A 19,870-nucleotide genomic window follows, 5' to 3' on the forward strand; every position below is an offset into this window, starting at 1 on the left:
GCCGGGCGCGTGTCACGGATCGGCGCCGCGCCCGCCGCGCATTACGTTGTCCCGAGCAGACCGCATTCCGAAGCACGGCATACAGGGAGGACCCGTTGTGACCCCAGAGGCGCAGGTCGAAGGACGCTACGCGGACTACGAGCACTGGCTGGTGCTCAACGCCGCCGACCAGATCGTCACCGTCGGCAGGCTGCTGGAGCAGCAGGTCCGCACCCTCGAGTACCTCACCCCCGACGCCGCGGCCGGCCTCGCCGCGTTCGAACCGGACCTCACCGGTATCCGGCTGAACGGCTAGCCGAACCCGGCCGGACAGCCGAGCCCCGGCCGTCCTCATCGGAGTAACGTCGGCCCCCACGCGAGGGGCGCGTCCCCCCGCCCGGCGGCGCCCCGCCTCCACCCCGGAGGCGCGAGCGGCCCGCGGCGGGGCCGGCGAGCCCCGACGCGCGACGGCCGTCCCGGGGCCGGCCCGCGCCGCGCACCGGGTCCTCGACCCGGGCGGGCGGGCCGTCGATCGGGCACTCAACGGGCACTGAGCGATTCCCGGCATCACCGGCGCCGGGACGGCCTTCCCCGCACCGCTACGCTGACAGCGAAGTCGCGGCACAGCGGCGCTGGGGCGTCGCCCCGCGCTGATACCGTCGATGGGTGGAATCTTTCGAGAGGCCCTTCGGCGACGAGTCCGGCCCCGTCCAAGCCCCGATGCACCCCGCGTGGATCCGCATCATGCCGTGCAGCATCGAGTTGTTCCGCACCGTCCCCTCCGTGAACCCGTTCCCGGCCGGCTGGTGGGCCGAGGCCTTCCCCGACGACGACATCTGGAACGAGCCGGTCTGGTGCGACCCCGGCGACGTCGACGACTGGATCGCCGAGGCCTCCGAGCACCACCTGGGCGCCTCCCCCGAGGTCATCGAGAAGGAGGCCCGCGAGGAGTACGACCGGGCCACCGCCGAGCGCAGCGAGCGCATCGACACCTTCACCACCCACTGCCGCCGCGCGGGCCTGCCCGTCCCGCACACCGTCCGCGACCTGCTCGAGTTCCTGCTCGCCCTCGGCCTGTACCGCTCCGAGATGCGCGACGGGAAGCTCCTGGTCGCCCCGCAGCTGTACATCAACCCGTTCGACGTGCTCGCGTTCGACAAGGTCGAGGCCGTCGAGGAGGCCGCCGACCAGCGCGGCGACCTCGAGGAGCTGACGGCGATCGCGATCCGCCGGGTCGGCGGGGTCGACTACGAGTTCGACGAGGAGGGCCAGTTCACGCTGCCGGGCAACGCCAAGTCCGCCACGGTCACCGTGAGCCTGGCCGCGCTCGCCGAGGACGCGGGCGTCCCGGCGCCGGTGATCCGCGGGATGCTCATGGAGCTGGCCGAGGACGGCGACGTCGCCGGGTCGGTCGACCTGGGAGCGGTGCCGGTGTCCGAGGAGTTCACGCTCACCGCCTCCGACGACCTGCTCGGCGGCTACCCGAACGACGAGCTGCTGCCGCCCGAGCACGCCTGACCGCCGGTCACGGGGCCGCGTGAGCGGGCCCGCACCCCATTCACCCCCAGTTCACCTCCGCGTCCACTGCCGTGCACCTCGATGGCGTTCCATGAGGGCAGGACACGTTAACGGCGGTTGACATTCGGTGATTGGAGTTCGCGTGAGCGTGAACGAGACTGGTACCCGCGCCAAGGCGCCCTTCACGGGCATCGCCCCCCAGGCCCGCGCGGGCGCGGCCGCGCCGGCCGCGACCGAGACGGTCATCGAGCTCAAGGGCGTCGACATCCACTACGGGAAGGCCCACGCGGTCCGCGGCGTCTCCCTGCCGGTGGCGCGCAACCAGATCACCGCGATGATCGGCCCCTCCGGCTGCGGCAAGTCGACCGTGCTGCGCTCGATCAACCGCATGAACGACCTCATCCCCGGCGCGAGGGTCACCGGCGAGGTCACCTACCACGGCCAGGACATCTACGGCCCGGGCGTGGACCCGATCGCGGTGCGCCGCCACATCGGCATGGTCTTCCAGAAGGCCAACCCGTTCCCCAAGTCGATCTTCGACAACGTCGCCTACGGCCTGCGCATCAACGGCATGAAGGACGACCTGGCCGACCGGGTCGAGCGGGCCCTGCGCGGCGCGGCCCTGTGGGACGAGGTGAAGGACAACCTCAAGAAGAGCGCCCTGGCGCTCTCGGGCGGCCAGCAGCAGCGCCTGTGCATCGCCCGCGCGATCGCGGTCCAGCCGGAGGTCCTGCTCATGGACGAGCCGTGCTCGGCGCTCGACCCGATCGCGACCGCGCGCATCGAGGAGCTCATGAACGAGCTGGTGCGCGAGTACACGATCGTGATCGTCACCCACAACATGCAGCAGGCCGCGCGCGTCTCGGACGCGACCGCGTTCTACTCGGCGGCGATCGACGACGCGGGCGAGCGGTACGGCTTCCTCGTCGAGTTCGACGAGACGCAGCGGCTGTTCTCCAACCCCTCGGACAAGCGCACCGAGGACTACATCACGGGCCGCTTCGGCTAGCGCGGACACGGCGAAGGGGGGCGGCCTCGGGCCGCCCCCCTTCGCCGTGTCCGCCGCCCGGCTACAGGTCGTTGGCGCACAGCAGCGCCAGCACGTTGTCCTCGAAGTCGACGATGGAGAAGTACCAGTCGGTGCCGCAGCTCAGGCCCTCGGCGTCGAGCTCCTCCTTGCTCATCGGGACCGGGTCGTCGTAGGTGACGGTGCTCTGGACCTCGTAGAGGGCCGAGCCCGAGCCGCAGTCGACGGTCCACCACGAGTCGCTGTCGTCGAAGCAGTCGCCGGTGTCGGGGATGACCGGCGTCTTGTCCGGGTCCTCCGGGTCGGCGGCGCCGGTCGCCTCGTAGCAGTACAGGGAGTCCAGGACGCCCGAGGAGTACACGGTGTGCCAGGTCTGCCAGGCGCCGCCGGGGTAGACCGCGCCCCATCCGGCGCCGCACAGGTCGTAGGCGACCTGCGAGTCGACGAGGTTGCCTTCGGCGTCGACCTCGGCGTCGACGTCGTAGGACTGCGCGGTGATGGTCCAGAACGCGGTGGCGTCCGAGCAGTCGACGAGCGCGAGGCCGTCGCCGGCGATGGTCGGCGAGTACGGCAGGCACTGGCCGACCTCGGAGCCGGCCGCCTCCTCGGTGGTCGGGTCCTCCTGCGGGGAGGTCGCCTCCTCCGAGGCCTCTGCCGACGAGGTCTTCTCGCCGCCGTCGGCGATGTCCTCGCCGTCGCCGCGCAGGTTCAGCGTCACCAGCAGGACCGCGCCGAGCACGAGCACCGTGGCGCCGACGACGATGCCGCCGATGAGGCCGAGGTTGCGCCCCGGCGGCTCGGGCGGCAGGACCGGCCCGCCCCCGTAGGGCGAGGTCGGCTGCCCGTACGGCTGGCCGCCGCCGTAGGACGGCTGCTGCGGCTGGCTCCCGTACGGGGTCTGCCCGCCGCCGTAGGGCGACTGGTATCCGTAGCCGGGCGTCTGCGGCTGGTCCGGCGAGGGACCGTAGTTGGGAGGGACAGTCATAGGGCCACGCTATAGCGCCGCGTCAACATCGCCCACCCGCAGGACCGGTCGATCGTAAGCGACATCGCAGCTCAGGGCGGTGTTCGCGGCCGGTGTGCGCCGCATGTCGCGAGTGCGCCGGGACACGCCGCCCGGCGGGTTCGGGCCCGGTCGCGGCCCCTGGGCCCGCCTGCCCGGATCAGAGCGTGTCGGGCAGGACCAGGACGCGCTCGACCGTGTAGTCGTCCATGGCCGAGCGCACGCCCTCGCGTCCGACGCCGGAGGCCTTGACGCCGCCGTAGGGCATCTGCTCGGCCCGGAACGAGGGCACGTCGCCGATGACGACGCCGCCGACGTCGAGGGTGCGGTGGGCGAGCATCGCCTGCGGCAGGCTCTCGGTGAACACGCCGGCCTGGAGGCCGTACCGGGAGTCGTTGACCGCGTCGAGGCCCTCCTCGAAGCCGTCGACGCTGGCGAGCACCAGCACCGGCCCGAAGACCTCCTCGCGCAGGACCTTCGCGTCGGGGCGGACGTTCGCCAGGACCGTGGGCTCGACGAGCGCGCCCGAGCGGGGGCCGCCGCCGCACAGGACCTTCGCGCCCTCGTCGACGGCCTCCTCGATCCAGGAGGCGACGCGCGCCGCCGCCGCCTCGCTGATGAGCGGCCCCACCTTGCAGGAGGGGTCGTTCGGGTCGCCGGAGGGCAGGGCCTTGACGCGCTCGACGATGCGCCCGGCCATGTCCGCGAACGCGGGCGCCTCGATGAAGACCCGCTGCACCGCGATGCAGGACTGCCCGGCCTGGTAGTTGCCGAACATCGCGATCCGCTCGGCCGCCCAGTCGCGCCGGGAGTAGTCGGCGGCGACCAGGGCCGCCGCGTTGCCGCCCAGTTCGAGCGTCACGTGCTTGTCGGGGACGCGCCGCAGGATCCGCCTGCCGACGGGCCCGGACCCGGTGAAGGAGACGACGGGCAGCCGCGGGTCGTCCACGAGCTGCTCGGCCCGGTGGTCGGGGACCGGCAGCACCGACAGCATCGCGGGCGGCAGGTCGGTCTCGGAGAACAGGGCTCCCAGGTGCAGGGCCGACAGCGGCGTGGCCGGGGCGGGCTTGAGCACGATGGGGCAGCCCGCCGCGATCGCTGGGGCGACCTTGTGCGCCACGAGGTTCAGCGGGAAGTTGAACGGGGCGATGCCCAGGACCGGTCCGCGCGGGAAGCGGCGGATGAGGGCCATGCGGCCCTCGGCGGCCGGGTCGGTGTCCAGGCGCTGCGCCTCGCCGCCGAAGCGGCGGGCCTCCTCGGCGGCCCACCGGAACGTCGAGACGGCCCGGTGCACCTCCGTGCGGGCCCACGCGATCGGCTTGCCCGACTCGGCGGTGATGAGCTCGGCGCACGTCTCGGCCTCCTCGTCGAGGCGCCGGCGCACGTGCTCGAGCGCCTCGGCCCGCACGTGCGCGGGCAGGCCCGCGCATTCGCGCGCGGCGCCGGCGGCGGCCGCCACGGCGGCCTCGACCTGCCCGGAGGTGGCCCAGGAGGTGGCGCCGACGGGCGACCCGTCGAAGGGGTGGGTGACGAAGAACTCCTCCTCGCCGTGCTGCGGACGGCCTGCCACCCAAATGGGCGAAACGGGACGGAGACGTTGGGACATGCCTCCAGCCTACGGGTTCGCGCGCCTGCGCCGCTGCGGTTGGGGCCCGCGAATCCTCCCGTTCCGCCCGGCGCGCCGAGGGGCCCGCGGCCGCTCGCGCCGCGCACCGGTTTCACCACCCGGATGCGTTCATTTGCCTGCCCAAGGCATGATGAGGGCATGAGTGAACAGCAATCAGGTGCGGGCTATCCGCAGCAGCCCACTTCCGGCCAGCCACAGCAGGCCTACCAGCAGGCGTACGCCTCCCCGCAGGCCCAGTACCAGGCGCAGCAGCAGTACGCGGCCTACGCCCCGCCGGCCCCGTCGCTGTTCGACAAGCTCGGCGTGCCGTCCATGCCCGCGATCCTCGGCCTCTCCGGCCTGGGCGCCCTGGCCCTGTCCGGCCTCATCACCGGCACCAGCGACGGCACCGACCTCCAGGGCGACGTGGCGGGGAACCTGTACGGCTTCCCCTCGGTCCTGACGGCCGTCATCGTCGTGTTCGCGTTGGCGCTGTTCACCGGTGAGAAGCTGCGGTCGCTGTGGAAGGCGCTGACCGTGGCGGGCGCCGGCGTGTTCCTGGCGACGTTCCTGTACGAGCTCCTGTCGCTGCCGGACGGCAGCTCCGCCTCGGACGCCTCGGCCTGGATCGGCGCGCTCCTGCTCCTGGGCGCGTACGCCCTGTTCGTCGCGGGCGCGCTCCTGGTCCCCGGCACGGCCGCCGCCGCGCCCGCCGCCCCGGCCTACCCGACCGGGCAGCAGCCCGCCGCGCAGCCGCAGGCGCCGCAGGCCCAGCAGGCGCCCCAGACGCAGCAGAACCCGTGGCCGCAGGCGCCGCAGCAGTAGACGACCTGTCGCAGACGGCGAAAGCGGCGGCGAGACCGAGGTCTCGCCGCCGCTTCACTGCTGTCGGTTGTGGATGTCGTGTCCGCGCCGTGTCCGAAGTCCTCGCTCCAGAGAGCCGCGCCCGCGGCGCGCCCTCGGTCGAGGGGGAGCGGTTGCGGATACGGGGTCGCCGAGGCGCCGTCGCAGGCGCCTGCTCGCACTGGATATGGAGATCGCGGGTATCGGTCGGTCGGGCCCGCCGGGTCGGTTCACGGCCGTGGGCCGCGAGGCCGTCCGGTTAACTGCTTCTTCGGCGGGAGCCAGTCATCTTCACGGAGGTCGTCTTCGTCTCCGTCGTACCGATCGTCGGCGTAAGCGTCGTACGGGTCCGGCTCCTCTTCAGGAGTGTCGGGCTCGACGTCCACGTCCTCGCGACCACTTCCCAGCTCGCGCTCGAGCGCGCGCAGGTCGGTGTTCGGAGCATGGTACTTGAGCTTCCGGGCCACTTTGGTCTGCTTCGCCTTAGCTCGGCCGCGCCCCATATGGCTCGACCCCCTCGCACAGAAATCATCGGGGCAGCCGTTAAGGCGCCCCGGAATGCTTGCAATCTCTTCGTGGCTCCTACGGTACAACCTCGCGGCGCCCGACTGCATCCCGGCCCATGAGTTGGATGCCACAGATTACCGGCGATGACCACCAGATCGGCACGAACATCCGCCCGAAAAATGAGACTCATTCTCACTATGCGGAGCCGTAAGGCCACGTAGCGCCCCTCCCGGCATGCGGGACCCGGCCCCCGCGGCGGCCGCCGCGGCAGACCGGGCCCGAAGCGGGGACCGCCTAGCGGAACACGCGCAGCCGCTGGAGGCGACCCACGGCCGCCATCCGCTCCTCGGCGAGCGCGTCCGCGGCAGCGACGGGGGTCGTGCCCTCGCCCTTGGCGCGCTCCAGGATCCGCGCCGTGGTCGCGAAGATCCCGGTGGTGCGGCGCTCGGCCCGCTTGAAGTCGAACGCCCCGTCGTACTCGTCGGCGACCTGGATGACCCCGCCGGAGTTCACCACGTAGTCGGGGCAGTAGAGGACGCCGGCCCGCTCGAGCTCGTCGGCGATGCCCGGCTCGGCCAGCTGGTTGTTCGCGGCCCCGCAGACGATCTCGGCGTCGAGGGTCTTCAGCGACCGCTCATTGAGGACCCCGCCGAGCGCGCACGGCGCGTACACGTGCACGCCGGAGGCGACCAGCTCCTCGGCGTCGGCGACCAGGCGCACCCGCGGGAAGTGCTCGGCGGTCCAGGCGAGCGCCGCCGGGTCCACGTCGCAGGCGACGACCTCGGCGCCGGCCTCGAGCAGGTGCGGGACGAGGTGGCGCCCGACCTTCCCGAGCCCGGCCACGCCCACCGTCCGCCCGGTGAGGTCGACCGCGCCCCAGCGGTGCTGCGCGGCCGCGCGCATCGCCTGGAACACGCCGAACGCGGTGAGGATCGAGGAGTCGCCGGCGCCCCCGGCCTCGGGGCTGCGCCCGCTCACGTGGCGGGTCTCGCGGGCGATGTGGTCCATGTCCTCGACGTAGGTGCCGACGTCGCACGCGGTCACGTAGCGCCCGCCCAGCGACTCGACGAAGCGGCCGTAGGCCCGCAGGAGCGCCTCGCTCTTGTCGACGCCCGGGTCGCCCCAGATGACGGCCTTGCCGCCGCCGTGGTCGAGCCCCGCGATCGCGTTCTTGTAGGCCATCCCCTCCGACAGGTGCAGCACGTCGGTGAGGGCCTCCTCCTCGGACGCGTAGGGGTAGAAGCGGGTGCCGCCCAGGGCCGGGCCGAGCGCGGTGGAGTAGATCGCGATGATCGCCCGCAGTCCCGACTCGGGGTCGTGGCAGAACACGACCTGCTCGTGGCCGCTGGCGTCGAAGATGCTCATGGCTTGGTCTCCAGTTCTTCTTCAGGGGTCGGGCCCGGGCGCGGGGCGCCGCGAGGCCCCGCCCCGGGGGCGGCCGGGTCTCGGCCGACTCACTCTCGTAGCGCGGGTATGCCTACGCCCCCAGCATATGACTATGGAAGTATCTGCCTCGTGTACGCACCGAACGCGTCCTATCTGCGCGTCTACGAGCCGGCGGGCGCCTTCGTCGACGCCGACTACTGGCGCGCGTACGCCGCTTCGGGACGCGCGGTCGACGCCCTCGAGGGCCCGCGCCTGCGCCGCGAGGCGCTGTACGAGCGCATCGGCTGGCCCTGGCGCGGCGTCCCCGCGTTCGGGCGGGACGCGTACGTCATCGACCGGGGCCGCGAGGCCGATCCTCTCGTATGCCCCTGGAACCTGCGCTACCGGATCGCCGCCTCCGCGCTCGAGGTGAAGCGCCTGACGCCCGAGGCGGTCGCCGAGGCGCTGTTCCCGCCGGAGTTCCTGGCCTCGGCCGCCGAGGTGGTCGCGCTCGACGACGGGGCCGACCGCCACGACGCCCCCGCGGACGCGCACGAGCACGTCGCGTCCTGGTCGGTGCCGCTGCGCTGGTTCGCGTGCGTGCGGCCCGAGGACCGCGAGCTGGTGATCCAGCCCGGCCACGCGCAGCTGCGGTACCGGACGCCGATCGCCAAGTCCCGCACCGGCCTCGTGGTGGCCCGCAACCTGGTGCGGGCCGAGTTCGGGGAGGGCGCCGACCTGGGCGAGGCCCTCGCGGAGACGGGGCGGTGGCTCGACGGGTTCCACCGCGACTCGGTGGTCGAGCTCGACTACGGCGGCCTGGTCTCCAGGATGGACGCCGCGGAGCTGCGGGACGAGGACTCGGTCGACCTGACCTGGCAGGCCCTGGACCACCTGGGCGCCTCCGAGCCGGAGGACGCGCAGGAGTGCTATGCGCGCCTTGTCGACCGATGGCGTGATCATCGTCTCGCCGAACGGCTGAACTGAGCACTCTTCGGATCCCTTCGCAAGCCCGCTGCCAGGTAGTTCGCTTGTGGACTGATCACTCGGCTGAGTGAACCGAGCGGAAAGTCCAAGCAAAATCGGCCGTTCGGCCTATGTCGGACATCTACGACAGGCCGGACGATTGCAGAAGGAACGAATCAAGGCTCGGCGCCGGTGATTCGCAGCCCGTCTGTGGAGGAGAAGAACGATGACGACAGAGCTGAACCTTCCGGTGGAGTCCGAAGCCCTGCTCACCCCGTCCGAGGTCGCCGCGATGTTCCGCGTCGACCCCAAGACGGTCACCCGCTGGGCGAAGGCCGGGAAGATCTCGGCGATCCGGACCCTCGGCGGCCACCGCCGCTACCGCGAGTCCGAGATCCGCGCCCTCATCAACGGCGAGATCCCGGCCCAGCGCGTCGCCGCGGAGTAGCCGCGGCGCAGGCGCCCCCGACCAGGCGCCGACGCAGCAGTGACACGACGGCGTCGCCACCGCCCCAGCGCGGCGGCGGCGCGAGGAACCGAGGCCGGACCACCCTTCCGGCCGCACCGCCCATGGGAACCGCGGATGTCGGCGCCGCGGGCCCTGCGACGACGAGGCAGCGGGCCCTCCCTCAGGGCCCGCGCCCCCGAACGCCCACCGGTGCTCCGGCCCCGACCTTGAAGACCCGCTGCAAGGCGGGTCTTTCTCGTGTCCGCGGCGATGTCGGACCCCTGTGCCGGGGTTGTCGAACAGGGGGCCCGCCGTTCCGGGTCTCGCTTCACGCCGCCCTCACCGCGGTCCGGCGACCGCGGCTCCCGGCGACCGCGCCCCGGCGGCCCCGTCCCGGTCCCCAGGCGCGCATTCCCGATGCGCCGCCGGGGAGCACGTGCCACGCTTGAGGCGTGTCGCGCAGGAGGAGCCTCGCCGTGGCCACCGCCGTCGCCGCGGTGGTCCTCGCCTTCGCCCTCGCCGTGCCCCTGATCAACAAGGCCGTCTCCCCCACGGTCGACGTCGGCGGCGACACCTTCGTCCTCGAAGGCGTCACCGTCACCGCCCCCGACGAGGTCCGCATGCGCCCCGGCTACTACCAGCCCGAGTCCGGCAGGGCCGCGTTCCTCGTGGGCGACGCCGAGGTCGACATCGCCGTGGCCGGGCCGTACGACTTCGACGCCGAGTACCTGGCCGACGAGATGGCGCGCCTCCTGGAGGTCCAGCCCGGCGTCCGGCTCACCGAGCCGCGCGACTGCGCCGCCGACGGCGTCGAGGGCGCCGGCCGCAGCTTCGTCACCGAGACCGGGGCCGGCTTCGCCTGCGCGTTCGTCCACGACGAGATCCGCGCCGAGGTCACGGCCACCGGCGCCTCGCTCGACAACGCCACTGTGGACAGGATCGACGCGCTCATCGCCCAGCTGTCCTTCGGGGCCGCCTGATGCGGCCCGACCCCGCCTCCCCCGTCCAGTGGACGGCCGCGCTGCTCATCGGCGCGGCCGCGATCCTGCTGCTGCACAGCACCCTCCCGGTCGCGCTGGCCTACCCGAGGGCGGGGACGACCGCGCTGGTCCTGTTCTCGCTCTTCGCCGTCCCGTTCGCGATCATGCGGCGGCGCCTCGCCGCGTGGCTCGCGCTGCCGGTCCCGGCGCTCGCCCTCGGCCTGGCGTGGGGCGCGACGGTGGCGGTCATGACCTCGCTGTACGGCTCGCGGGCCCTGCACGGGCTCATGGCGACCGCGTGGGGGCCGGCGTGGGCCGAGCGGTGGGCGCCGGTGCTGGCCGCGCCGGTGGTCGAGGAGGTCGTCAAGGCGGCCGGGGTGGTCCTCGTGGTCGCCGTCGCCTGGGGGCGCGTCCACGGCGTGCTCGACGGGATCGTGCTGGGCGCGTTCTGCGGGGCGGGGTTCCAGATCGTGGAGGGCTACGCCTTCGCCATGTCGAGCACGGTCCTGAACCGGGCGGGCGACGTGGTGGAGCCGGTGGTCGCGGTGTTCATCGTGCGCGGGGTGCTCGCCGGGCTGTGGAGCCACGCGATCTTCACGGCGATCGTGGGCGCGGGGGTCGCGTACGCGGCGACGCGGCGGACGCGCCGCTCGGTGTGGGCGGCGGCCGGATCGCTGGCGGCGGTGATCGCCCTGCACGCGCTGTGGAACTCGCCGCTGCTGCGTGACGGCCTCGGGCTGGGCGCCGCGGCGGTGCTCGCCGGGGTGATGGTGAAGGGCCTGCCCGCGGTGCTCATCGTGTGGTGGCTGGTCCGCTGGGCCAAACGCGAGGAGGACCCGGTGGGGCGGCCGCTCGAGGCGGCCTGAACGGCCCGGGCGGGAGCCGGACCAAGACGAGGGCAGCGCGAAGCGAAACCCGGAACGGCGGGCCCCCCGTTCGACAACCCTGGCACGGGGGTCCGACATTTCGGCGGGCGGCGGCAGACGCGAGGAAGGCCCGCTTCTCGGCGGGCCTTCCGGGGTGGTCGGGGAACGCGTAGCAATGCCGCCCGGGTCTGAGCGCGCGGCACCCCGGCGGCATTGCAGTTGCCCGGTTGCGACCGCCGTGAGGCGTCCGCTCCCGCCTGGGCCCCTTGTCGTGCGTCCGGTCCGCGGTCGACGCGACGGTGGTTGGCGCGAGCCGCGTCGTCGTGTTCCTGGCCGGCCGCTCGGGGCGGCCCTGCGGTAGGCGATTCGGCCCTGGCACCGGTGGTGAGTCGGACTCTGGAGTCCGTCCGGTGCCTCACTTGGTGACCAGTGAGGTTCGACCCAGGGCCGCCGATTTTCGGTATCGGCGCCGACCGAGCATCGTGAAGTTCTCTCAATTCAGACGCTACCAGCGGCCGATGGGTTTGTCACCGACTCGGCAGTTCGAATCGCCCGGCTTCGTCGGTCTCGACCAGGCCTTCGGCGATGAGCTGCGCGACGGCCTCGCCGAGCATCCTCGCGTCCGGCCACACCGCGTCGACCCGGTCCCGCTCGACGGGGCCGTCGGCGTCCCTGAGCAGCGCCATCACCTCGCCGCGCACATGCCGGTTGGTGCCTTTGTACCGCTGGCGCTTGCGGCTGGGCCCGGCCGGGACCTCCTGGCCGGAGAACCCGCACGCGTCGCTCACCGGGCAGGTCCCGCACTCGGGCTTGCGGGCGGTGCACACCAGCGCCCCGAGCTCCATGAGCGCCAGGGACAGGCGGGCGGCGGTCGGCGCGTCCGGCGGCAGGAGCGCCTCGGCGGCGGCCAGGTCGGCCCTGGTCGTGGCGGTGCCGGCGTCGCTGCGCCCGCCGAAGCGGGCCACGACGCGGCGGACGTTCGTGTCCACGACCGCGTGCCGCCCGCCGTAGTGGAAGACCGCGACCGCGGCGGCCGTGTAGACGCCGATGCCGGGCAGGCGCTCGAGCTCGGCGGGGTCGGAGGGGACGACGCCGCCGTGGTCGGTCGCGACGATCCGCGCGCACTCCTGGAGGCGCAGGGCCCGCCGCGGGTAGCCCATGCGGCCCCATTCGCGCAGGACGTCGGCGGCGGGTGCGGCGGCGAGGTCGGCGGGTTCGGGCCAGCGCGCCATCCAGGCCTCCCAGACGGGGGCGACGCGGGCGACCTGGGTCTGCTGGCTCATGACCTCGGAGACGAGCACGCCCCAGGCGGTGGTGCCGGGGCGGCGCCAGGGGAGCTCGGTGCGGTTGTGCGCGTCGAACCAGGGGAGGAGCCGTTCGGCGAGCAGGTCGGGCGAGGGGAGGGCCTCGGGTGTTTCCACGGCGCGCATCCTCTCATTGTGGGCGCGGGGCCGGACGGCCGGCGGGGAGGGCCCCGCCGGTGTGCGGCGAGCGCTTGCGGATCGGGTCGAGGGCAGCGCGAAGCGGACGGCGGATCGCTGGGCCCCCGGTTCGACAACCCTGCCACGGGGCTCCGACATTTCGGTGGGCGGCGGTCGACGCGAGGAAGGCGCACTTCTCTGCGGGTCCTGCGGGGCGGGCTTCGGCCCGGCCGCGGGACGCAGGGGCGTGTAATTCCGCTGGTGCGGCGCTCGGCTGCGTTAGCGTCCCGGCGTGGAGGGTTTCAAGGGCAGGTTCGTGAAGGGGTCGGAGCCGGAGTCGGTCTACTGGCGGCGGCGGGCGATCGTGGCCGGGGCGGTGCTCGCGCTCGTGCTCCTGGTCGTGTTCGGCCTCAGCGCACTCGGCGGCGACGGGGACGAGCGGGAGGCCGCGGCCGACGCGTCCCCCGGCGAGTGGCAGCCGCCCTCGCCGTCGGGCACCTTGCAGCGCCCCTACTTCCCCGAGACGCCCACCGCCGAGGCGTCCGCCGAGCCCACGGAGGCCGAGACCTCGACCGCCCCGCCGGTCGCCGCGTGCCCGGCCGAGGACCTCATGCTCCAGGTGGTCGCCGCCTTCGGCGAGGCCCGCTCGGGCTCGGAGGTCCCGGTGAGCGTGCTGGTCGCCAGCGGCGCCGACACCGCGTGCACGGCCGACCTGCGCGAGGTCGCCGTCGAGCTCGCCTCGGGCGCCGACGTCGTCTACTCCACCGCGCACTGCGAGACCTCGAAGGGCGAGGAGGTCGAGCTGAGCGGCGGCCAAGGCCAGACGGTCGAGTTCGCCGTCGACGGCCTGGCGTCCGAGGAGGGCTGCCGCGGCGCCCGCCGCGAACTGCCCGCCGGGGAGTACGAGCTGCGCGCCCGCCTGGGCGAGGCCGTCTCGGCCCCGACGGTCCTCCGGCTGACCTGAGGCTCGTGCGACCGGCCTGGACCTCGCGACCGGAGCGTGCGCGAGTGCCGGGCGACCGGCGCGGAGGCGGTCCCGGGCCGTGCCGGCCTCAGATGTAGCGGTCGAGGATGGAGACCTCGGCGAGCCGCGTGAGCGACTCGCGGATGCTCTGGGCCCGGCCGGGGCCGACCCCGTCCACGTCCTGGAGCTCCTCGACGGTGACGCCGAGCAGCTCCGGCAGCGCCCCGAAGTGCCCCACGACCCGCTCGATCACGGCCTCGGGGAGCCGGGGGACCTTCGCGAGCATCCGGTACCCGCGCGGGCTGACGCGCCGGTCCAGCACGTCCGGCGAGTTCGGGTAGCCCAGGGACCGGGCCACCGCGGTGAGGTCGAGGAGCTCGGGGGAGCCCATCCCGTCGACGACGCTCATGGCCTTGGGGTAGTCGCCGCCCTCGGGCAGGTAGTCGCGGACGATCAGCTCCCGGTCGGCCTCGACCCCGGCCATGAGCTCGTCGAGCTGGAGCGCCAGCAGCCGCCCGTCGGTGCCGAGCTCGATGACGTGCCCCTCGACCTCGTCGGCGATGTGGCGGGCCATCTCCAGGCGCTGGAGCACGGTCACCGCGTCCCGCACGGTCACGAGGTCCTCGATCTCCAGGCTGGAGAGGTTCCCGGCGACCTCGTCGAGGCGCAGCTTGTACCGCTCGAGCGTGGCCAGGGCCTGGTTGGCGCGCGAGAGGATCTGCGTGGACGGCTCCAGCAGGTGGTGGATGGCGCCCATGTACAGCCCGATGGTGTGCATCGACTGGCTGACGGAGATCACGGGGAAGCCGGTCTGGATCGCGACGCGCTCGGCGGTGCGGTGGCGGGTGCCCGACTCGTTGGAGTGGATCGAGGGGTCGGGCATGAGGTGGACGCCGGCGCGGACGATCCGCGAGCCGTCGGTGGTCAGCACCACCGCGCCGTCCATCTTGCACAGCTCGCGCAGGCGCGTGGCGGAGAACTCGATGTCGAGCTCGAACCCGCCGGTGCACAGCTCCTCGACGAGGCCGTCGCAGCCGACGACGATGAGGGCTCCGGTGCGGCCCCGCAGGATGCGCTCCAGGCCGTCGCGCAGTGCGGTGCCGGGCGCCATGGTGGCCAGTGTGGCCCGCAGGCCCTCGTCAGGTTTCGACACCACTGGTACCCCCCAATGCTGGATGGTCCGCCGGCGTGCCTGCCGGGCGGTGGACGCGACCTCGCGCCAGGGGCTTGGGCGCCGGGTCGCCTCCAGTGTACGGATCGACTGCGGGAGGCAGGGGGCGGCATTTGGGGCAAGCCGTGCATCCCGTGCGGTGAGACCGAGGTCATGCCCCGGGCGGTGTGCGGAGAGTGGACGTTCGCTCACGGCGCCGCCCGCGGCGGGCGGGCGCGCTCAGAGCCGGTCGACGACCTGGACGTGGCCGGGCGCGTACGAGGTGAGTCGCGCCAGGAGCTGCTGCGCCTCGGGTGCGAAGTCCTTGCAGCGCACGGCCAGGTCGAACCCGGCGACGAGGCCCTCGGTGGCGCGGTTGGCCTCGCGCAGGACCGAGCGGCCGATGAACCCGGGCCGGTCGGAGCCGCCGCGCCCGAGGTAGACGTCGGCGGCGAAGAGGAGGTACGAGGTGCCGCGGCGGCGGGACCCGACGTGGATGGCGGCGAGCTCCTCGACGTTGCTCCAGGGGATGAGCAGGCTCTTGCCGAAGCTGGGGCGCACGCGCAGCCCGAAGTGGTTGACCATGAGCCGCGGCGGGCGCACGAGCGGGACGAGGAAGCAGGCCGCCCCGAGCAGGGCGATGACCGTGAAGAACCCGGGCAGGGCGGCGACGGGGTTCGGCTCGCCGGAGTCGAGGGTGCCCGGCTCGGTGCGGACGAGGCCCACGAGCGCGCCGATCACGGCGGCGCACGCGAGCGAGTAGAGGACGAGGGAGGAGATGCGACGGGTGGGTGAACTGCGCTCGACGACGACCCATTCTGAGCTCCTGCGCACTGCTCACCTCCGACACGCAACTGTAGTCAGCTCCGCCGCGTCCCGCTACGCCTGAGGACGAGTCGCGGCGGCCGGGGGCGGCGGAGTGCGCCGCCCCGTCCGTTGCGACCGAGGCGGACGCCCGCGTGATCATGTCGTGCCCGGTACCCGGTACCCGGTGCCCGGTGCCCGGTGCCCGGTGCAGCGGTCGGTGCTGCGGCCTGCGGCCGCGCGATCGCCCCGCGCCCGAGAACCGGTCCTGCGGGCGGCCGGGCGCCCCGCGACCGAGCCGTCGCGTGTGAGGCGGACGAACCCCGCGCCAGAAGCGGGCTCGCGATGCGGCGCCCGCGGAGCCCGCCGGACCGCGATCCGCCTGGCGGCCGCGAAGCGCCCGAGGCAGTATGGACGGCGGCCGGTGCGCCCCGCTCCGCCGCTCCCGCGGCACCGCCGCGGCCATGGAGGCACACGACGTGAACGAGCCCATGACCTCAGCGCCGCACTGGCCGGACGCCGCGACGCTGCGCGAACGCCTGCGGCACGTCTACTGGATCGGCGGCGGCAGCGGCGCCGGGAAGTCCACCGTCGCCGCCCGGCTCGCCGACCGGCACGGCCTGCGCCTGTACTCGACCGACGCGACGATGGCCGACCACGCCCGCCGCACCACGCCCGAGCACGCCCCGCACCTGCACGAGTTCATCGCCATGGACATGGACGAGCGCTGGGTGCACCGCTCCCCTGAGACGATGCTCGGGACCTTCCACTGGTTCCGCGGCGAAGGCTCCCACCTCATCGTCGAGGACCTGCTCGCGCTGCCCGAGGGGACCGGCGTGGTCGCCGAGGGCTTCCGGCTCTTGCCGTCGCTCGTCCGGCCCCTCCTGGCGGACCCGGCCCGGGCCGTCTGGCTCCTGCCGACGCCGCGCTTCCGCGAGGCCGCCATCCGCAGCCGCGCCTCCCCGGACGACGGCTTCCTCCAGCGCACCAGCGATCCCGAGCGGGCCGCCCGGAACCTCGCCGAACGGGAGCGGATGTTCACCGAACACCTGCGACGCGTGACCCGGGACCTCGGACTGTCGGTGGTCGACGTGGACGGCACCGCGACCGAGGACGAGTCGGTCGAGCGCGTGAGCGCGATGTTCGGACTCTGACGGCCCGTCCGCACCTCCGGTGGCGGGGCCCATGACGTGGGCGACGACTTCGGCGGTGAGCGCTCCCCGGCCGAGTGCGAGGGCGGGCGGCCACAGCGCGCGAAGGCCTCGACGCCGAGCGGCCCCCGGTCCAATGCGGAGGCGGGCACCCGGGTCCCGCCCGAAGGCGCTGCGGCCCTGAAGCGGGCGGGATCGCAGAGGCCGGCGGGGCCGGGTTCCGGGGCAGCGCGAACACCCGCCGCGCCGCTGGGAAAGGGCCCCCGGTTGCAAGCGTGCCCCAGGGGTCCGACAAAACGGCGCCCGCTGTGGTCTGCGGCACGAGCGCCTTCCCGGCGCCGGTCAGTTCCCGGTGCGCAGCCAGACCGCCGCGTCCGGCGGGAGCCTCGCCGGCCCCGCCGCCGCCTCGCCCAGCTCCGCGCTGGCCACCAGCGGCGCGCCCTCGGGGAGGTCGACCTCGCGGCGGGACAGGTTCACCACGCACGTGAAGCCCGGGTCCCGCTCGAAGGCGAGCACCCCCTCCCCGCTCTCCAGCCAGCGCATCCCCCCGTCCCCCAGCGCCTCCTCGTCCCGCCTGACGCGCAGCGCCAGCCGGTACAGCGACAGCATCGAGTCCGCGTCGCCCAGCTGCCTCGCCGCCGTCAGCTCCCGCCACTCCCGCGGTTGCGGCAGCCACGCGCCGCCCGCCCCGAACTCGAACGGCGGCGCCTCCCCGCCCCACGGCAGCGGCACCCGGCACCCGTCCCGGCCCAGGTCCAGCCCGGCCGTGCGCCGGAACACCGGGTCCTGCCGCGCCTCCTCCGGCAGGTCGAACACCTCCGGCAGCCCCAGCTCGTCCCCCTGGTACACGTACACCCCGCCCGGCAGGGCCATGCTCAGCAGCGCCGCCGCCCGCGCCCGCCGCGTCCCCAGCCCCAGGTCGGACGGCACGCGGTGCAGCCGCCCCGTGAACGCGGTGTCCTCGCGCCCGTACCGGGTCGCGTGCCGGGTCACGTCGTGGTTCGACAGCACCCACGTCGGCGGCGCGGCCACCTTCGCGTGCGTCGCCAGGGTCCGGTCGATCACGTCCCGGAGCGCCCCGGCCTCCCACGCGCACTTGAGGAACGCGAAGTTGAACGCCGTGTGCAGCTCGTCCGGGCGCAGGTACCGCGCGAACCGCTCGGGATCGTCGAGCCAGATCTCGCCCACGAAGCACCGCTCGCCCCCGTACGAGTCGAGCACCCGCCGCCAGTCGCGGTAGATCTCGTGCACCTCGGGGCGGTCCTTGTCGGCGGCGGGCTTCCCGTCGGCGAAGGACGGCAGGTCCGGGTGCTCCTCGGGCTTGTCCGGCAGGCCCTGCTGCTTGACGAGCCTGGCGGCCACGTCGATGCGGAAGCCGTCCACGCCGCGGTCCAGCCAGAACCGCAGGATCGAGGTGAACTCGGCCCGCACCTCGGGGTGGTCCCAGTTCAGGTCCGGCTGGGTCGAGTCGAACAGGTGCAGGTACCACTGCCCGTCGTCCACTTGGGACCAGGCCGGGCCGCCGAAGCGGGACTGCCAGTTGTTGGGCCAGTTCCGGAAGTGGAACCGCTCGCGCTCGGGGGAGCCCGCGCCCGCGCGCAGCGCCTCCTGGAACCAGGGGTGCCGGTCGGAGGTGTGGTTCGGCACGATGTCGACGATGACCTTCAACCCGTGCTGGTGCGCGGCGCCGATGACCCGCTCGGCGTCCTGAAGGGTCCCGAACGACGGGTCGATCGCCCGGTAGTCGGCCACGTCGTAGCCGCCGTCGGCCATCGGCGAGTCGTACCAGGGGCTGAGCCACAGCGCGTCCACGCCGAGGTCGCGCAGGTACGGCAGCCGCGCCTCGAGCCCGGCGAGGTCGCCGACCCCGTCGCCGTCGCCGTCCGCGAAACTGCGCAGGTACACCTGGTAGATCGCCGCGTCCCGCCACCAGCTCATGCCGCCTCCCAAGCGATCGTGCGTCCTTCGAGCCGCGACCGCTCGGCCGCGAACGCCATCCGGTGGCCGTCCAGAGAGGACTCCAGGCTCGTGCCCGGGTCGCCCCCCGGCGCGGTCAGCGCCGTGATGAACGCGTCCACCAGCGCCTCGTCGCCGCCCGAGTGCCCCCGGTGGTCCGGCTCCCCCTCGGCGTCGACGGGGCCCGAGCGCACCTCCACCGCCTGGTGCCCCATCGGCGCCCGCGCGAAACGCCGGACGACCCGCGCCTCGGTCAGCACCGGCAGCACCGCCGCGGGGGAGAACAGGTCCACTTCGAGCGCGCCGGTCCGCAGGTTCCCCGCGATCTCCCCCGCCGTGCCCGTCAACCGCACCGTCCGGGTGTTCTGCCCGGTGAACGCCGAGGTCGAGAGGGTCGCGGTGAGGCCGCCGGGGAAGGCGACCACGGTCTGCTGGTGGTCGACGACGTCGTTGTCCGAGCGGAACACGCACCGCCCGTACGGCCCCTCCCGCAGCGCCGCCATGCGGCCCTCGGGCGTCAGGTCGTCGCCCAGCAGCGCCACCGGCCACGCGTCCGTGTCCGCCAGGGCCTCGACGTAGTAGCGCGGCGCGTAGAACGGGCACGAGTCGGCCGCCGGGCACCCGTCGAGGCAGCGGTCCGGGGCGCCCTCGGGCGCGTGCTCGGGCCGGAAGTACCGCAGCGAGCCCGCGCTCGCCACCGACGCGGGGGCCTCGCCGGCGAACCAGCGGATGACGTCGAGGTCGTGGCAGGTCTTGGCGAGCACCATCGGGCTGGCGGTCGCGAGATTGCGCCAGTTCCCGCGCACGTAGGAGTGCGCGTAGTGCCAGAAGCCGATGTTCTCCTCGACGCGCATGGTCACGAGGCGCCCGATCGCGCCGGAGTCCACCACGGCCCGGATGGTGCGCCAGAACGGCTGGTACCGCATGACGTGGCTGATCCATATACGCGCCTTGGACTCCCGTGCGGCGGCGGCGAGGGCCTCCAGGTCCTCGGGGGTGGTCGCGGCGGGCTTCTCGAGCAGGATCGGCAGCCCGGTCCCCACGGCGGCCAGCGCGGCGTCGAGGTGGAGCCGGTCGGGCAGGGCGATCACGAGGGCGTCCAGGCCGATCGACGCGGCGTCGGCGACGAGGTCCCGCCAGTCGGGGTAGCGGTGCGCCGCGGCGACACCGGCCTCGTCGGCGAGCCGGTCCCGGCGGCGGCGCAGCGGGTCGGCGACCGCGGCGACCGCCGCGCGGTCGGGGTGCTCGAGCGCCCAGCGCCCGTACGCGCTGGAGCCGCGCGCCCCGGTTCCCATGATGCCCAGTCGGATCGCCAT

General features: G+C 73.8%; 19 protein-coding genes. 10 read left to right on the forward strand and 9 right to left on the reverse strand.

All coding sequences use genetic code 11. The annotated features are described in order from the left end of the window. The first annotated feature begins 97 nt into the window (after nt 1-97). The 3 genes from LO763_RS07755 to pstB all read left to right on the forward strand — a co-directional run bounded on the left by LO763_RS07755 (nt 98) and on the right by pstB (nt 2,506). A complete protein-coding gene (locus LO763_RS07755; protein ID WP_230601399.1) occupies nt 98-295 on the forward strand; it encodes a hypothetical protein in 198 nt (65 codons plus the stop codon). 350 nt (nt 296-645) lie between these two features. Continuing rightward, the gene (locus LO763_RS07760; RefSeq protein ID WP_230601400.1) at nt 646-1,497 is read left to right on the forward strand and encodes a DUF6042 family protein; all 852 of its coding nucleotides are present in this window, start codon (nt 646-648) and stop codon (nt 1,495-1,497) included. Between the two features lie 190 nt (nt 1,498-1,687). Continuing rightward, nucleotides 1,688-2,506 (forward strand): phosphate ABC transporter ATP-binding protein PstB, encoded by an 819-nt coding sequence (gene pstB / locus LO763_RS07765; RefSeq protein ID WP_369431947.1) that lies wholly within the window; start codon nt 1,688-1,690, stop codon nt 2,504-2,506. A 61-nt stretch (nt 2,507-2,567) separates the two neighbouring features. Here the strand turns inward: pstB and LO763_RS07770 are convergent, their stop codons facing one another. After that, nucleotides 2,568-3,509 carry a resistance to Congo red protein gene (locus LO763_RS07770; protein WP_230601401.1) on the reverse strand — a complete coding sequence of 314 codons (942 nt, stop codon included), beginning with the start codon at nt 3,507-3,509 and terminating at the stop codon, nt 2,568-2,570. A gap of 178 nt (nt 3,510-3,687) precedes the next feature. Beyond that, on the reverse strand, nt 3,688-5,133 hold the full coding sequence (locus LO763_RS07775; RefSeq protein ID WP_255671992.1) for an aldehyde dehydrogenase family protein: 1,446 nt from the start codon (nt 5,131-5,133) through the stop codon (nt 3,688-3,690). 159 nt (nt 5,134-5,292) lie between these two features. Here LO763_RS07775 and LO763_RS07780 point away from each other — a divergent pair, with 159 nt between their 5' ends. After that, nucleotides 5,293-5,958, forward strand: a complete 666-nt coding sequence (locus LO763_RS07780) for a hypothetical protein (protein ID WP_230601403.1) — start codon at nt 5,293-5,295, stop codon at nt 5,956-5,958. Between the two features lie 248 nt (nt 5,959-6,206). On the opposite strand, the gene LO763_RS07785 is transcribed toward LO763_RS07780, so the two are convergent. Continuing rightward, a complete protein-coding gene (locus LO763_RS07785; protein ID WP_255671994.1) occupies nt 6,207-6,479 on the reverse strand; it encodes a DUF3073 domain-containing protein in 273 nt (90 codons plus the stop codon). A gap of 298 nt (nt 6,480-6,777) precedes the next feature. Continuing rightward, nucleotides 6,778-7,848, reverse strand: coding sequence for a Glu/Leu/Phe/Val dehydrogenase dimerization domain-containing protein (locus tag LO763_RS07790; protein ID WP_230601405.1), 1,071 nt, complete (start codon nt 7,846-7,848; stop codon nt 6,778-6,780). 150 nt (nt 7,849-7,998) lie between these two features. Between LO763_RS07790 and LO763_RS07795 the strand changes: the two genes are divergently transcribed. The 4 genes from LO763_RS07795 to LO763_RS07810 all read left to right on the forward strand — a co-directional run bounded on the left by LO763_RS07795 (nt 7,999) and on the right by LO763_RS07810 (nt 11,108). Further along, nucleotides 7,999-8,835, forward strand: a complete 837-nt coding sequence (locus LO763_RS07795; RefSeq protein ID WP_230601406.1) for a DUF8083 family protein — start codon at nt 7,999-8,001, stop codon at nt 8,833-8,835. 205 nt (nt 8,836-9,040) lie between these two features. Next, a complete protein-coding gene (locus LO763_RS07800; RefSeq protein ID WP_230601407.1) occupies nt 9,041-9,262 on the forward strand; it encodes a BldC family transcriptional regulator in 222 nt (73 codons plus the stop codon). Between the two features lie 476 nt (nt 9,263-9,738). Beyond that, nucleotides 9,739-10,242, forward strand: coding sequence for a hypothetical protein (locus LO763_RS07805; RefSeq protein WP_230601408.1), 504 nt, complete (start codon nt 9,739-9,741; stop codon nt 10,240-10,242). Further along, nucleotides 10,242-11,108: a PrsW family intramembrane metalloprotease gene (locus LO763_RS07810; RefSeq protein WP_230601409.1), complete on the forward strand. Its 867-nt coding sequence runs from the start codon at nt 10,242-10,244 to the stop codon at nt 11,106-11,108. The genes LO763_RS07805 and LO763_RS07810 overlap by 1 nt, the downstream gene beginning before the upstream one ends. 527 nt (nt 11,109-11,635) lie before the next feature. Here LO763_RS07810 and LO763_RS07815 read toward each other — a convergent pair. Continuing rightward, entirely contained in the window at nt 11,636-12,538 is a 903-nt protein-coding gene (locus tag LO763_RS07815) for an iron-sulfur binding domain-containing protein (RefSeq protein WP_230601410.1), read from the reverse strand. A 283-nt stretch (nt 12,539-12,821) separates the two neighbouring features. Between LO763_RS07815 and LO763_RS07820 the strand changes: the two genes are divergently transcribed. After that, nucleotides 12,822-13,493, forward strand: coding sequence for a hypothetical protein (locus LO763_RS07820; RefSeq protein ID WP_230601411.1), 672 nt, complete (start codon nt 12,822-12,824; stop codon nt 13,491-13,493). A gap of 88 nt (nt 13,494-13,581) precedes the next feature. Here the strand turns inward: LO763_RS07820 and disA are convergent, their stop codons facing one another. Together disA and LO763_RS07830 are read right to left on the reverse strand one after the other, a co-directional pair. Further along, nucleotides 13,582-14,604 carry a DNA integrity scanning diadenylate cyclase DisA gene (gene disA, locus LO763_RS07825; RefSeq protein WP_369431948.1) on the reverse strand — a complete coding sequence of 341 codons (1,023 nt, stop codon included), beginning with the start codon at nt 14,602-14,604 and terminating at the stop codon, nt 13,582-13,584. A gap of 279 nt (nt 14,605-14,883) precedes the next feature. After that, the gene (locus LO763_RS07830) at nt 14,884-15,477 is read right to left on the reverse strand and encodes a hypothetical protein (RefSeq protein WP_230601413.1); all 594 of its coding nucleotides are present in this window, start codon (nt 15,475-15,477) and stop codon (nt 14,884-14,886) included. A 461-nt stretch (nt 15,478-15,938) separates the two neighbouring features. Here LO763_RS07830 and LO763_RS07835 point away from each other — a divergent pair, with 461 nt between their 5' ends. After that, on the forward strand, nt 15,939-16,601 hold the full coding sequence (locus tag LO763_RS07835) for a hypothetical protein (protein WP_439650275.1): 663 nt from the start codon (nt 15,939-15,941) through the stop codon (nt 16,599-16,601). A 339-nt stretch (nt 16,602-16,940) separates the two neighbouring features. Here LO763_RS07835 and LO763_RS07840 read toward each other — a convergent pair whose 3' ends face one another. Both LO763_RS07840 and LO763_RS07845 read right to left on the reverse strand, forming a co-directional pair. Next, the gene (locus LO763_RS07840; protein ID WP_230601415.1) at nt 16,941-18,536 is read right to left on the reverse strand and encodes a glycoside hydrolase family 13 protein; all 1,596 of its coding nucleotides are present in this window, start codon (nt 18,534-18,536) and stop codon (nt 16,941-16,943) included. Further along, on the reverse strand, nt 18,533-19,870 hold the full coding sequence (locus LO763_RS07845) for a Gfo/Idh/MocA family protein (protein ID WP_230601416.1): 1,338 nt from the start codon (nt 19,868-19,870) through the stop codon (nt 18,533-18,535). Before LO763_RS07845 ends, LO763_RS07840 begins: the two co-directional genes overlap by 4 nt.

This window comes from Glycomyces amatae, assembly GCF_020991375.1.
Lineage (GTDB): Bacteria > Actinomycetota > Actinomycetes > Mycobacteriales > Micromonosporaceae > Glycomyces > Glycomyces amatae.

Coding starts and splice junctions, on each gene's coding strand:
- LO763_RS07770 (WP_230601401.1), bottom strand. CDS start 3,509: ATGACTGTCCCTCCCAACTACGGTCCCTCGCCGGACCAGCCGCAGACG.
- LO763_RS07775 (WP_255671992.1), bottom strand. CDS start 5,133: ATGTCCCAACGTCTCCGTCCCGTTTCGCCCATTTGGGTGGCAGGCCGT.
- LO763_RS07780 (WP_230601403.1), top strand. CDS start 5,293: ATGAGTGAACAGCAATCAGGTGCGGGCTATCCGCAGCAGCCCACTTCC.
- LO763_RS07785 (WP_255671994.1), bottom strand. CDS start 6,479: ATGGGGCGCGGCCGAGCTAAGGCGAAGCAGACCAAAGTGGCCCGGAAG.
- LO763_RS07790 (WP_230601405.1), bottom strand. CDS start 7,848: ATGAGCATCTTCGACGCCAGCGGCCACGAGCAGGTCGTGTTCTGCCAC.
- LO763_RS07800 (WP_230601407.1), top strand. CDS start 9,041: ATGACGACAGAGCTGAACCTTCCGGTGGAGTCCGAAGCCCTGCTCACC.
- LO763_RS07810 (WP_230601409.1), top strand. CDS start 10,242: ATGCGGCCCGACCCCGCCTCCCCCGTCCAGTGGACGGCCGCGCTGCTC.
- LO763_RS07815 (WP_230601410.1), bottom strand. CDS start 12,538: ATGCGCGCCGTGGAAACACCCGAGGCCCTCCCCTCGCCCGACCTGCTC.
- disA (WP_369431948.1), bottom strand. CDS start 14,604: ATGGCGCCCGGCACCGCACTGCGCGACGGCCTGGAGCGCATCCTGCGG.
- LO763_RS07835 (WP_439650275.1), top strand. CDS start 15,939: ATGACCTCAGCGCCGCACTGGCCGGACGCCGCGACGCTGCGCGAACGC.
- LO763_RS07840 (WP_230601415.1), bottom strand. CDS start 18,536: ATGAGCTGGTGGCGGGACGCGGCGATCTACCAGGTGTACCTGCGCAGT.
- LO763_RS07845 (WP_230601416.1), bottom strand. CDS start 19,870: ATGGCGATCCGACTGGGCATCATGGGAACCGGGGCGCGCGGCTCCAGC.